Origin of the sequence: Xanthomonas albilineans (assembly GCF_009931595.1) — a bacterium.
Taxonomy (GTDB): Bacteria; Pseudomonadota; Gammaproteobacteria; order Xanthomonadales; family Xanthomonadaceae; genus Xanthomonas_A; species Xanthomonas_A albilineans.
The window spans coordinates 2,896,379-2,909,366 of the sequence record NZ_CP046570.1 but is presented as its reverse complement, the minus strand read 5'-3'; the positions used below and the strand labels follow the sequence as shown (position 1 = coordinate 2,909,366).

At 64.4% G+C, this 12,988-nt stretch carries 12 protein-coding genes; 8 read left to right on the top strand and 4 right to left on the bottom strand.

Features of this window, described 5'->3' with window-relative positions; all coding sequences use genetic code 11:
- Positions 1–29 precede the first annotated feature (29 nt).
- The 4 genes from XaFJ1_RS12075 to trxA all read right to left on the bottom strand — a co-directional run bounded on the left by XaFJ1_RS12075 (position 30) and on the right by trxA (position 4,587).
- Positions 30–1,916: a DUF885 domain-containing protein gene (locus XaFJ1_RS12075; RefSeq protein WP_012916959.1), complete on the bottom strand. Its 1,887-nt coding sequence runs from the start codon at positions 1,914–1,916 to the stop codon at positions 30–32.
- Between the two features lie 85 nt (positions 1,917–2,001).
- Complete coding sequence (locus tag XaFJ1_RS12070; RefSeq protein WP_012916958.1) at positions 2,002–2,775, bottom strand: queuosine precursor transporter; 774 nt, start codon at positions 2,773–2,775, stop codon at positions 2,002–2,004.
- A 1-nt stretch (position 2,776) separates the two neighbouring features.
- Positions 2,777–3,454 carry a DUF502 domain-containing protein gene (locus tag XaFJ1_RS12065; protein WP_012916957.1) on the bottom strand — a complete coding sequence of 226 codons (678 nt, stop codon included), beginning with the start codon at positions 3,452–3,454 and terminating at the stop codon, positions 2,777–2,779.
- Between the two features lie 266 nt (positions 3,455–3,720).
- Complete coding sequence (gene trxA, locus XaFJ1_RS12060) at positions 3,721–4,587, bottom strand: thioredoxin (RefSeq protein ID WP_012916956.1); 867 nt, start codon at positions 4,585–4,587, stop codon at positions 3,721–3,723.
- A gap of 160 nt (positions 4,588–4,747) precedes the next feature.
- Between trxA and XaFJ1_RS12055 the strand changes: the two genes are divergently transcribed.
- The 8 genes from XaFJ1_RS12055 (at position 4,748) to rlmH (ending at position 12,933) form a co-directional block, all read left to right on the top strand.
- Positions 4,748–5,362, top strand: a complete 615-nt coding sequence (locus tag XaFJ1_RS12055) for a DUF998 domain-containing protein (RefSeq protein ID WP_045757380.1) — start codon at positions 4,748–4,750, stop codon at positions 5,360–5,362.
- A 145-nt stretch (positions 5,363–5,507) separates the two neighbouring features.
- Entirely contained in the window at positions 5,508–8,150 is a 2,643-nt protein-coding gene (gene leuS / locus XaFJ1_RS12050; protein WP_012916954.1) for a leucine--tRNA ligase, read from the top strand.
- Positions 8,151–8,290: 140 nt separating this feature from the next.
- Positions 8,291–8,875 (top strand): LPS-assembly lipoprotein LptE, encoded by a 585-nt coding sequence (locus XaFJ1_RS12045; protein ID WP_045756992.1) that lies wholly within the window; start codon positions 8,291–8,293, stop codon positions 8,873–8,875.
- A 104-nt stretch (positions 8,876–8,979) separates the two neighbouring features.
- On the top strand, positions 8,980–10,014 hold the full coding sequence (gene holA, locus XaFJ1_RS12040) for a DNA polymerase III subunit delta (protein WP_012916952.1): 1,035 nt from the start codon (positions 8,980–8,982) through the stop codon (positions 10,012–10,014).
- Between the two features lie 116 nt (positions 10,015–10,130).
- On the top strand, positions 10,131–10,820 hold the full coding sequence (gene nadD, locus XaFJ1_RS12035) for a nicotinate-nucleotide adenylyltransferase (protein ID WP_012916951.1): 690 nt from the start codon (positions 10,131–10,133) through the stop codon (positions 10,818–10,820).
- A gap of 55 nt (positions 10,821–10,875) precedes the next feature.
- Entirely contained in the window at positions 10,876–11,289 is a 414-nt protein-coding gene (rsfS, locus tag XaFJ1_RS12030; RefSeq protein ID WP_012916950.1) for a ribosome silencing factor, read from the top strand.
- Entirely contained in the window at positions 11,286–12,440 is a 1,155-nt protein-coding gene (locus XaFJ1_RS12025; protein ID WP_012916949.1) for a hypothetical protein, read from the top strand. The genes rsfS and XaFJ1_RS12025 overlap by 4 nt, the downstream gene beginning before the upstream one ends.
- 22 nt (positions 12,441–12,462) lie before the next feature.
- Positions 12,463–12,933, top strand: coding sequence for a 23S rRNA (pseudouridine(1915)-N(3))-methyltransferase RlmH (gene rlmH / locus XaFJ1_RS12020; protein ID WP_012916948.1), 471 nt, complete (start codon positions 12,463–12,465; stop codon positions 12,931–12,933).
- The last annotated feature ends 55 nt before the right edge of the window (positions 12,934–12,988 follow it).

Sequence of the window (12,988 nt, the reverse complement as noted above, 5' to 3'; positions counted from 1 at the left end):
GGCGTAAGCGCTTCTTGTCGCGCTGTCGTTCAGTTCTTCTTGCTCGCCACCCAGCGCTCGATTTTTCCCTGCAACACGTTCAGCGGCATCGTGCCATCCTTCACGAGTTCGGCGTGGAATTGGCGAATATCGAACCTGGGCCCCAACTGCGCGCTTGCGTTGTCGCGCAGCTGCATGATCTTCATCTCGCCGATCTTGTAGGACAGTGCCTGCCCGGGAAGGGCCATGTAGCGCTCGGTCTCGGCTTCTGCGTCGCTGCGGCTAGTGGCCGAGTTATCCAGCATGTAGGCAATCGCCTGTTCGCGGGTCCAGCCCAGGCTGTGCAGGCCGGTATCCACCACCAAGCGGATCGCGCGCCACAAGTCGTTATGCAAATAGCCGAAATAATTGTAAGGATCCTGATACAGGTTCAGCTCCTTGCCCAGCGATTCTGCGTACATGCCCCAGCCTTCGATGAAGGCGGTCTCGCCGCCGAAACGGCGGAATTTGGGTAGATTGGTCAGTTCCTGCTGTAGGCCCAGCTGCAAGTGGTGGCCGGGGATGGCCTCGTGCAGATATCGGCTCTCGGCATCCCAGGTCTTGCGATTGGGTAGGTCGGATGTGTTGACGTAGAAGATGCCGGGTTGGTGGCCATCCTCGCTGGGTGGCATGTACGAGCTGCCGGTGGTCGATTGCGCCCGATTCGGCTCCATCGGGCGGATCTCCAATTTGGCCTTCGGCATGAGCGTGAACATGGGCGGCATCGCTGCATTCACCCTGCTTTGCAGGTTACGGTAATCGTTCAGCAGTTCGTCTTCGCTGTTGAAAGTGAAGCGTTTGTCGTTTTGCATGAACTTAAAGAACTTCTGCATCGAGCCACGGAAGCGGACCTGCTTCATCACCGTCTGGATCTGGCCCTGGATGCGCGCCACCTCGTCCAGACCGATCTGGTGGATCTGCGCCGGTGTCAGGTCGGTGGTGGTGCTTTGACGCACGTCGTGGGCGTACCAGGCCTCGCCATTGGGCAGGGTGCCGATGCCGGCACTGACGCGCGTGGCCGGCAAGTATTGCGTGGCGATGAAGCCGCGCAGGGCGCGGTAAGCGGGCATGATCCGGTACTCGATCATGCGCTTGTATTCGGCGGTGATGCGTTGTTTCTCGGCCTCGGGAATGTCCGCTGGCAGATTACGCACCGGCCCCCAGAACAGGCTCTCCTCGGCGGTGGGCTTGATGACCGCATCCAATTGCGGCAGTACTTTTTCCATCAGGGCGCGTGGCTGCACGACGCCGGCCTGCATGCCTTCGCGCATGTTGGCGATGGCTTGGTTGAACAGTGTCGGGATGCCGAGTGCGCGTCGCGACCAGTTGTCGTAGTCCTTGATCGTATGGAAGGGTTGCGCGCCGGCACCGGAGCCAAGCATCGCCATGATGCTGCCGACGTTGTAGAACTGGTTCACCGGCTGCATCCAGCTCGGATATTTCTCTGCCTCCAGCGCGTTGCGCGCGTCGCTGACGAAGATCTCGTAACTGAGAAGGTCCTGCCCGCTGAGTCCGTCCTTGCCGATCGCCTCGGCTTTGTTCAACCACTCCACGGTGAAGTCGTGCGATTGCTGGCGGAAGGCCGCCGAGAGGAAATTCGGTAATTGGTCGTTGTAGCGACTGTCGCCCTGGAATGTTGCCTGTAGCGGGTTTTGCTTGAGCGAGGCTTCCCAGTAGTCGTCGTACAGGCGGTTCAGTCGCTGGGCCTTGGTCAGCGCCACTGTGACCGGGGCATGCGGCACTGCGCGCGCCTTGTGCGTCTTGCTGGTTTTGCCCTTGGTTTGCGTGGCTTGCTGTTTGGCGGTTTTTTTCTTGGTCGCGTCCGCCGGTGTTGCCAGCGACAGGCTCAGGGCGGCGGCGATGGCGAGAGGCAATAGGCGGGGAAAGCTGGACGGCATTGCGGACTCCAACGACAAGCGAGGGGAGGTTGTCCGATCCGTATCGCAGCGGTGACGCGCCGCGGCGACAGGAGGTGGGACGACCTCAAGCGGCTGCGGCTTCTTCGCGTAACTGTTCGGCCCGCTCGGGGGTCAGGTAATCGGTGATCAGGCGGCGCATCAGATACAGCAGCGGGAGCAGCAGGATCGCCAGCAACATCTTGCAGATGTAGTTCAACGTGCTTACCGCGAGGAACAACGGAATCGACCAGTGCTGCGGGCCCAGCACGAACGCGATGTAGATGACCACGTAGCTGTCGATCAGTTGCGACACTGCGGTCGAGCCGGTGGCGCGCAGCCAGACGTGCTTTTCGCCAGTGCTGCTGCGGATGTGATGGAACACCGCCACATCGATCAACTGGCCGGTCATGAACGCGACCAACGAGCCGCCGATGGTCCACAGTCCCTGTCCGAACACCGCGGCAAATGCGGCCTGGTAATTCGGTACTCCTTGGTTTTGCGCCGCGCTGACCCAGAACCCGGCTGGCGACAATGCGATCGCGGCGAACGCAAACAGGAAGCCGTAACCGATCAGCCCCACCGCCAGCCAGGAGATGAAGCGCACGCCGCGGCGGCCGAAGAACTCATTGATGGTGTCGGTAAGGATGAACACCAGTGGCCACAACAGGGTGCCGGCGGTGAAGTTCATCGAGCCTTTCTGGCCGAACAGGTTCCAGTTCAGCGGTGCGATGCCGAGCGTGTCCTCCAGGGCGAAGATCTTGACCCCGATGAACTCGGCCAGCGCTGCATTGACGCAGAAGAACGCGGCCAGTGCGATGAAGAGTCGAACGGCGCGATCGTCTAGCGTGCCAGTGTGCATGTCAACGGTCCATGGTCCGGGTGAATGGTACGCTGTCCGGAGCGACCGCGCCGCCGGAAATGATGAAGCTCATCGCCTGATCCACGCTCCAGTCCGTCGGGGTAAGCCGTTCCACCGGGACGATTTCCAGATAGCCGGAGGTCGGGTTTGGTGTGGTCGGCACGTAGACCGCGGCTAATTCGCGGCCGCTGTCTTGTTCGCGGATCACCCGCGTCACCAGGCCCACCGCTTTCATGTCGCGGTGCGGGAAGTCGATCAGCACCACGCGTTGGGTGCTGCCGGGCTGGGTCTGCAGGATGTCCAGCAGCTTGCGTGCGCTGTCGTAGACCACGCTGGCCAGCGGAATGCGCCGCATCACTGCCTCGAACCAGCCCAGCAAGCGTTGCCCGATCATGCGCCGGCTGAGAATGCCGACCAGCAGGATCGCCGCCAGCGTGGCGATCAGCGCGATGGTGTCCTGTACCCACAGTGCTGTTGCCCAGCCCAGTGCCTGCGGGAACGAGGCGGCAATGCGCGCCGAGAGCGGCACCACCCACGGGCTACTGATGCCCGACAGCAGCACGAATACGAATTTGACCACCACCCAGGTCAGCCAAATTGGCAGCAAGGTGAGCAGGCCGGTGAGGAACAGCCGTTGCAAGGATGGGCGCGGAGATGATGCTTGGGGATCTGGCGACATTCGCCTAGTGTAGTGGAGCGTCGTGCCTGCGGGGATAGTCTTATGTGGTGGCGTCTATGCGGATATGGTGAAGTTCAGTGTTGATTTGCTCAGCTCGACTGTTTGCGGTTGATCTACGGCCGCTTTCGCGTGTGCGCCACAAGCATGTCGCGCGCAACTATTTTGGTCGGGGCTGGGCGGGTGGTCAGGTCGGATATGCCTTGCGTCGGCAGAGCGGCGCTGCCGCCTGCGGGCATTCCCGCCGACGGCGCGTCATGCGTTGGGCGTCAGAACAGCAAGGCCGACATCTTGCGCCGGTAGCGGCCGACCAGATCCGCGTCCTCGATGACACGGAACGCATCGATGAGCGATTTTTTTGCCAGTCCATCGCCGAACTCGCGGTCCTGCCGCAGCATGTCCAGGAAGTGCTCCAGTGCCGCTTCATCGTCGCCGTCGACCAGATGCCGCACGCCCAACAGATGGCGTGCCGTCAGATCGGTCGGATCCTGCGCAAGCGCAGCCTGCAATGCCTCTAAAGGCGGCGCTGACTGCAGCGCGCTGACGAAGCTCAGCCGTGCCCGTGCCCGCACCGCGCGGTCGTCGGTGGCCAAATTGGCCGGCAGAGCATCGAGCAGCGCCTCGGCCTCGCTGGCGGCGCCGGTCTTGATCAGTGCCAGGGCCAGATCCAGCTTCAGTTCGTCCTTGTCCGGCTCGGCCGCCACCGCATCGCGCAGGCGGCGCACCTCGGCATGTGTGTCCAGCACCGCCGCCGGGGCATCGCCCTGCTGGGAGGTGTCCTGCGCCGGTAACGGTTCGACACCGTGCTGTTTGAGGAACGCGCGCAACTGATTTTCCGGCAGTGCGCCGGGGAAACCATCGACCAATTGACCGTCCTTGACTAGGAACACCGTCGGTACCGAACGAATCTGGAAGGCCGCGGCGATCTGCTGTTCCTGGTCCACATTGACCTTGGCCAGCACGAAGCCGCCGTTGTACTCGGTTGCCAGTTTCTCCAGGAGCGGGGTTAGAGCTTTGCACGGGCCGCACCAAGAGGCCCAGAAGTCAACCAAAACCGGCGTTTGCATGGAATGCTGCAGCACCTCGGTTTCGAAAGTCTCGGTCGTGGCGTCGAAAACGTAGGGCGTGTCGGACATGGGGGCATCGTGTCAGGCAAGAAGATAGCCTCTTCATGGTAGCAACTCCGTGCCGATGCAAGGGTGGTCGCGGCATGGATGTCGGGGCGGTCTGCAACCGCCACACTATGCGGATTCGGTCAGTGGCGTGCGCAGGGCGCGGGAGCGATGAATGACGAAAATGGGCGAATGCGTGCTGCGCTGGGTCGGCCCCTTGCTGGCGCTCGGCGCGATCGCGGCGATGGTGGGGTTCGGCATGGCGTTGCCCGGCTATCTGCCGTGGTCGCATCCGCTGGCCTTGCTGGGTGCACGCGGGATTCCACATGCCTGGGCCTTTAATCTGCTGGCCTTCGTGCTGCCAGGGGCGTTGGCGATCGCGCTGGCGCTGCGCCTGCTGCTGCTGGCCGGTCGTGGCGCGACCTGGTCGTTGCGTGTGGGGGGGCAGGTGTTATTGCTGGCCGGGCTGGCGTTTGCCTGCATCGGCCTTTTGCCGTTGGATCCGGCCGATCTGCAGTCGCGCGCCACGCAAATGCACGCCAGTGCCTGGCTGCTGTGGGTGGTGGCGCTGGTGGCGTCGGCGGGTTTGTTGGGCGTCGGCGCCTATCGCGATCCCGCCGCGCGCGCTTGGGCGAGCCTGGCGCTGGCGGTGGCGCTGCTGGCCGCGCTGGGGGCCTTCGCCTTGGACCGACTGTTGTCGCCGCCGTTGGCGCAACGGCTGGTGTTCGTGCTGTGGTGGGGATGGCTGGCGCTATTGGCCTGCTGGCCCGGCCCGCAGGCGCCACGGCAGCGCCGTTGAGCGGTGGAAGGTCGTCGTGGTTGTGACGAACGGCGCGTCGGTGATATGCCGCCGTGTCGGTGCCGTCCGTCGCCCGGGATTGGAGCGGCTTGCCGCGCTACGGTACCCTTAGCTGCTTTGTAGCCGCCTGGCCCTGTCCGTTTCCATGTCCGCCGTCGAGCCCCCCGTCTACGACCCGCAGCAGGTCGAATCCGCCGCCCAGCAGTTTTGGGACGCCACCCGCGCCTTCGAGGTCGATGAGACCTCCGACAAGCCCAAGTTCTATTGCCTGTCGATGTTGCCGTACCCGTCCGGGGCACTGCATATGGGCCACGTGCGCAACTACACCATCGGCGACGTGATCAGTCGCTATCAGCGCATGAATGGCAAGAACGTGCTGCAGCCGATGGGTTGGGACGCGTTCGGTCTGCCGGCCGAGAATGCTGCGATCAAGAACAAGACCGCGCCGGCGCAGTGGACCTACGCCAACATCGCGCACATGCGCAGCCAGCTCAAGTCGCTGGGTTATGCCATCGACTGGTCGCGCGAATTCGCCACCTGTCGGCCCGAGTACTACGTGCACGAGCAGCGCATGTTCACCCGGTTGATGCGCAAGGGCCTGGCCTACCGCCGCAACGCGGTGGTGAACTGGGACCCGGTCGATCAGACGGTGCTGGCCAACGAGCAGGTCATCGACGGTTGTGGTTGGCGCTCCGGCGCGCTGGTGGAAAAGCGCGAGATCCCGCAGTGGTTCCTGCGCATCACCGACTATGCGCAGGAGTTGCTGGATGGCCTGGATCAGTTGCCGGGCTGGCCGGAATCGGTCAAGACCATGCAGCGTAACTGGATCGGTCGTTCTGAAGGGCTGGAGATCCAGTTCGAGGTGCGCGATGCCGACGGCAGTGCGCTGGATCCGCTGCGCGTGTTCACCACCCGTCCGGATACGCTGATGGGCGTGACCTTCGTGTCCATCGCCAGCGAGCATCCGCTGGCCCTGCATGCGGCCAAGTCCAATCCGCCGTTGGCGGCGTTGTTGACTGAACTGAAGCAAGGTGGGGTCTCCGAGGCCGAGTTGGAGACTCAGGAAAAGCGTGGCATGGCCACCGGCCTGACTGCGGTGCATCCGATCAGCGGGGAATGTGTGCCGGTCTGGGTCGCCAATTTCGTGCTGATGGGCTATGGCACCGGCGCGGTGATGGCGGTGCCCGGTCACGATCAGCGCGATTTCGAATTCGCCAGCAAGTATGCGCTGCCGATCCGTCAGGTGATCGCGCTGAAATCCCCGCGCAACGACGACGAACGCCATTACGATCCGAGCCGTTGGCAGGACTGGTACGGCGACAAGACCCGCGATCTGGAACTGATCAATTCGTCAGAGTTCGACGGGCTGGATTTCCAGGGTGCGTTCGAAGCATTGGCCGAGCGCTTCGAGCGCAAGGGCCAGGGTCAGCGTCGTATCAATTACCGCTTGCGCGACTGGGGCGTGAGCCGCCAGCGTTACTGGGGCTGCCCGATCCCGGTGATTTATTGCCCCAGTTGCGGCGCGGTGCCGGTGCCGGAAGATCAGTTGCCGGTGTTGCTGCCGGAGAACGTCGCCCTGAGCGGTACCGGCTCGCCGCTGAAGACCGACCCGCAATGGCGCAAAACCACCTGCCCGCAGTGCGGTGGCGAGGCCGAGCGGGAGACCGACACGTTCGATACCTTCATGGAGTCGAGCTGGTACTACGCGCGTTACACCTCGCCCGGCGCCAAGGACATGGTCGATAAGCGCGGCAATTACTGGTTGCCGGTGGATCAATACATTGGCGGCATCGAGCACGCGATTCTGCACCTGATGTACTTCCGTTTCTTCCACAAGCTGCTGCGCGATGCGCGCCTGGTGGATAGCGACGAGCCGGCGACCAATCTGCTGACCCAGGGCATGGTGATCGCCGAGACGTTCTATCGGCAGAATCCGGACGGTTCCAAGGACTGGATCAACCCCGCCGATGTGGAGGTGCAGCGCGACGACAAGGCGCGGGTGATTGGCGCGATCCACAAGGGCGACGGTCGGCCGGTGTCGATCGGTGGCACCGAAAAGATGTCCAAGTCCAAGAACAACGGCGTGGACCCGCAGGCGATGGTCGGCAAGTACGGCGCCGATACGGTGCGCCTGTTTTCGATGTTCGCCGCGCCGCCGGAGCAGTCGTTGGAGTGGAACGAGGCCGGCGTGGACGGCATGGCGCGGTTCCTGCGCCGGTTGTGGGCGCAGGTGCACAAGCATGCCGCCGATGGCGCGGCCCCGGCGTTGGACTCGGCCGCGCTGGACGCCGAACACAAGGCGCTGCGGCGTAAGACCCACGAAACCATCGGCAAGGTTGCCGATGATTACGGTCGCCGCCACAGCTTCAACACTGCCATCGCGGCGGTGATGGAGTTGACCAATGCGCTGGCCAAGTTCGACGATGCCAGTGCGCAGGGCCGCGCGGTGCGTCAGGAGGCATTGGAGGCGGCGGTGCTGCTGCTCAATCCGATCACCCCGCACACCAGCCATGCCTTGTGGCAGGTACTGGGTCACGCACCGACGTTGTTGGAAGATGTGCCGTTCCCGCATTCAGACCAGGCTGCGTTGGTGCGCGAGGCGGTGACCTTGGCGGTTCAGGTCAACGGCAAACTGCGTGGCACGATCGACGTGGCCGCCGACACCGCGCGCGAGCAGATTGAGGCGCTGGCGCAAGCCGAGCCGAACACGGCCAAGTTTCTGCAAGGTCTGAGTATCCGCAAGATCATCATCGTGCCCGGCAAGATCGTGAACTTGGTGGTGGCGTGAGTCAGCGTGTCGCTGTCGCGCCAGGGTTGCGTGCCGTGGCCGCATTCGCGCGGCGCGGCGTGTCTCAACCCGCGTTCACGCGCCATCGGGCAGGCTAAGCGCCTGTTGCCGCGCCCCGCCAGCTCCTCCAGACTGTGTCCATGACCCGACTCCTGCTTGCCCTTGTCTTCGTAGTGTCCCTGGCGGCCTGCGGCTTCCACCTGCGCGACAAGCTGACCCTGCCGGCGGATACGCACGCGGTGAAAGTGGTGTCTGCGGCACCCTACAGCGAGTTGGCCAAACTGCTCGAACGCGGTCTGCGCGCCGCTGGTGCGCAGATCGCGCCGAAGGACGTCGATACGGACGTGGCGCGGTTGGAAGTGCTGTCCGAGCGCTGGGGCGACCTGCCGATCGCGCTCGACGCCCAAGGCCGCGCGCAGGAGTACAGCCTGCGCTATGCGGCGATCTTCCTGTTCCGCCGGGCCGACGGCAGCGTGTTGGTGCCGCAGCAGGTGATCGAACTGTCGCGCGATTACGTTGCACCGCCCACCGACGCCACCGGTACCACTACCGAACGCGAGATCCTCGCCGACGAACTGCGCCGGGAGATGTCGGCCTCGATGCTGCGTCGGATCGACAGCGTGGTGCGGGCGGAAGTGCGGGCAGGCAAGAACGTCAACGCTGCGCCGCCAGCCGCTACGGGTACCCCGGTCGAGGGCAAGCCGGCACCCTCGTCGAAGCCTTGAACGCCTGCCCGCCGCCGTTGCGCGCGGTGCAGGCACTGCCTGGCGCAGTCGGCGTGCTCAGGATCCGTTGCTTGCGCCACATCACCACAGCGTAGGCTGTCGTCATGGAACTGCGTCCCGAACAACTGCTCACCCAGCCTGCCGCGCAGCCGCTGCACCCGGTCTATTTGATCGCCGGTCCGGAAACCTTGCGGGTGTTGGAGGCGGCCGATGCGGTGCGCGCCCGTGCGCGCGCCGCCGGCATCGGCGAGCGCGAGGTGTTCGATGCCGATGGACGCGACTTCGACTGGGACCAACTCTATTCCAGCTTCAATTCCCCCAGCCTGTTCAGCCCGCGACGGCTGATCGAGTTGCGCTTGCCCAGCGGCAAGCCCGGCAAGGAGGGGAGCGAGGTGATCGCCGCGTTCTGCGCCGATCCGCCGCCGGACGTGGTGTTGCTGATCACCTGCAATGAGTGGAGCAAGGCGCACCAAGGCAAATGGGCCGATGCGGTTGGGCGCATCGGCGTGATTGCGGTGGCTTGGGCGATCAAGCCGCACGAATTGGGCGATTGGATCGAGCGGCGCCTGCGCGGCAAGGGCCTGCGTGCCGATGCCGGCGCAGTGCAGCGGCTGGCCGAGCGGGTCGAGGGCAATCTGCTGGCGGCGGCGCAGGAAATCGACAAGCTCGCTTTGCTGAGCGACGGACAGGGGCTGGACGTGGCGGCGATGGAGTCGCTGGTCGCCGATGCGGCGCGCTACGACGTGTTCCGGCTGGCCGAGGCCACCTTGGGCGGGCAGGCGCCGGCGGTGCGGCGCATGCTCGCCGGTCTGCGCGCCGAAGGCGAGGCGGTGGCGGCGTTGTTGCCGATCCTGATCAAGGAACTGCTGCGCACGGCGGTACTGGCCAAGGTGCAGGCGGCCGGTGGCAATCTGGCCGCGGAGATGAAGGCGCAGGGTATTTGGGAAGCGCGGCAGGCGCCGTTCAAGCGTGCTTTGCAACGCCATTGCGCGCCGCGCCGCTGGGAGCGCTTCGCCGCCGAGGCCGGACGTATCGATCGCATCGCCAAGGGGCGTGCCGACGGCGATGCCTGGATCGCGCTGGAACGCCTGTTGCTGGCTGTCGCCGAGGCGCGTGCGGTGCGGTTGTTGGTGGTATGAAAGCCGGGACCCGTGAGAGCGGGGTTCCCGCGAGGACGTACAGTGCTACCTCCGACACCGGCACGCTGACCCGCGAATCGTCGGGTCACCGTCAAGATGCCGTTGCATCAGTAGCATTGAGCTTTTCCGGGTCCGGGCTCCACCTCATCTACGGCGGCACGTTCGATCCCGTCCACAACGGACATTTGGCGATCGCGCGTGCGGCGCGCGATGCGTTCGGTGTGGCGGTGCGGATGATGCCGGCCGCCGATCCACCGCATCGTCCCGCGCCGGGTGCCGATGTGCAGCAGCGCTGTGCGATGTTGGCACTGGCAATCGCCGATGAGTCGGAGCTGCTGCTGGATCTGCGCGAGGTGCGCCGCGCATCGGCGCAGCCAGGCGTGGCGTCCTATAGCATCGATACGGTGCGCGAACTACGCGCCGAACTTGGCGCCGACGCACCGTTGGCCTTGTTGATCGGTGCCGACAGCTTGGTCGGCTTCACGGGGTGGCGCGAATGGCGTGCGCTGCTCGATACCGTCCATCTGATCGTTGCCGACCGCGCCGGTAGTGGCTGGGAACAGGCACTGCCTGAAGCATTGACGCAGGCGCTGGCCGGGCGCTGGGCCGCTTCGCCGCAGGCGTTGGCGGCTGCGGCGGGTGGTCTATTGTGGTGCCTGGGGCAGCCGTTGCGTACCGAATCGTCCAGTCAGGTACGTGCGCGTATTGCTGCCGGCGGCGATTGGCAGGGACTGCTGCCGGCGGCGGTCGCCGATTACATCCGCGCCCATCGCGTGTATGCAGAAGATGCCAGCACAGCCGGCTGAATACGCGTCGTCGCAGGCTCCCCTATACTTTTCCCATTCCATCGAGTTCGCCGCTTTGTCCAATCAAGCCCACGTCATCAAGACCCAAGTCCCCAACCCGCCGCCGCCACTGCCGGTTTTGCTCGCCCACGTTCGCGAGGCAGTCGAGGAGCTCAAGGCCAAGGAGGTGGTGGAAATCGACGTGCGCGGCAAGTCCAGCGTCACCGATTACCTGGTGATTGTCTCCGGCACCTCCACGCGCCACGTCAAGTCGATCGCCGACGAAGTCATCAAGTACGCCAAACGCCTGGATTTGATGCCGCTGGGCGTGGAAGGCGAACGTGAAGCGGAATGGGTACTGGTCGATCTCGGCGATGTGGTGGTGCATGTGATGCTGCCGCGCGTGCGCGAATTCTATGCGTTGGAGCGTCTTTGGACGGTCGGCGATCAGCCGCCGAGCGATGCCGAAGAGGATCATGGGGGAGTATGACTAAGCGGCAGGACGGAACCCGTGCCGCGAGTGGCCAGACGTTGCTCTTGCGGGTGCGTGCTGGCGCAGGCGAGCCGCGTCCGAGCCCAGCACGCAAGCGCTTCGATACGCTGGTCGAACGCCTTGAAAAAACCCGCCTGCAACTGCGCGCCTGGCACGAGTCGTTGCCGCGCTGGGAACAGCGTTATCACGAACAGGTCGAGCCGTTGCTGCAGGCGCGCGATATGGCGCAGGTGCAATTGGTCCGTGAACTGGATGCGGCGTATACCGCCTACAAGCTGAGCAAGCGCGATCGGGCCGATTTATCCGATGCGATCTGCGAACTCGCCGGTCTGCTCATCGAGGAGGGTGGCTTCGACGATCTGAAATCGGTCTATGACCGCCACAGTGAGGTCGCTTTCGATCAGCAAGTGGCTGAGTCCGATGCGATGTTGAAGTCGTTGATCGGCGGACAGTTCGGCCTGACCGAGGAGGAGTTGGAGCATGTCCAGTCTCCCGAAGCGTTGTACGCACAGATTCAGCAACGTGTGCAGGCGCAACAGGCGCATGCGGCCGGGCGCGCGCAACAGCTCGCCAAGGGACACCGAGCTGGCGTGCGCAAGGCGGTGGGCCCGGCGCTCGATCCGCGACAGGCCTTGCGCACGCTGTACCGCAATCTGGTCGCCGCGTTGCATCCGGATCGTGAGCCCGACCCGCGGCAACGCGAACGCAAGACCGCGCTGATGCAGCGGCTCAACGGCGCCTATCGCGATGACGATCTGCTGGCTCTGCTGGAATTGCAGATGGAGATTGGCCAGCTAGATCAGGCCGGAATCGCCGCCATGGCCGAGCAACAGATCCGCGACTACAACAGCATGCTGGCTGCGCAGTTGAGGCAAATCGAGCAGGAATTGGCGCAGTTGGTCGATGCCTTCATGCACCGCTACGGCCTGGCCGAAGCGCGCCGGCCGCAGCCGCAACGCCTGGACGCGTTGATGGCGCGGCTCAAACGCCAATTGCAGGAGGAGTGCCGCGACTATGCCGAAGAACGCGCTGCTGTTCGGCAGCCTGCCATGTTCAAGCAATGGCTCAAATGGCAGCGTGCGCAGATGCAAGAGCAAGCGCGCGCCGAAGCCATGCTGGACGTGATGTTCACGGTCGAACGCTGGTGATGTGCGTGGCGAGCCCGAGGCGATGAAGGCGCGCCTCATTGCCACAGGGGAGCGTGCCCCGGCCTGGGTCGCCCAGGGCTTTGCCGAATACCGCAAGCGTCTGTCGCACTGGCTGCCGCTCGAACTGGTGGAGATCGAGCCGGGACTGCGCGGCAAGGGCCGCGATGCGCAGCGTGCGATCGAGGACGAAGGGCGTCGTGTGCTTGTTGCATTGCCCAAGAGTGCGCTGGTGGTTGCGTTGGACGTGCCCGGCAAGCAGCACAGTTCCGAACAGTTGGCGCAGCGGATGGAACACTGGCGCGGGCAGGGCCGCGATCTGGCGTTGCTGATCGGTGGTCCGGAGGGCCATTCGGCCGAGGTGCTGGCGGTTGCCGATGAATCCTGGTCGCTGGGACCGCTGACCTTGCCGCACATGCTAGTGCGGCTGATCGTGGCTGAGCAGTTGTACCGTGCCGCGGCGATGCTGGCCAACCATCCCTACCATCGCGCCTGAGTGCACCATCATGGTGAGCTTGTGTCTTGCCGCAAGCCAGGCGCGGCAGCGGCGT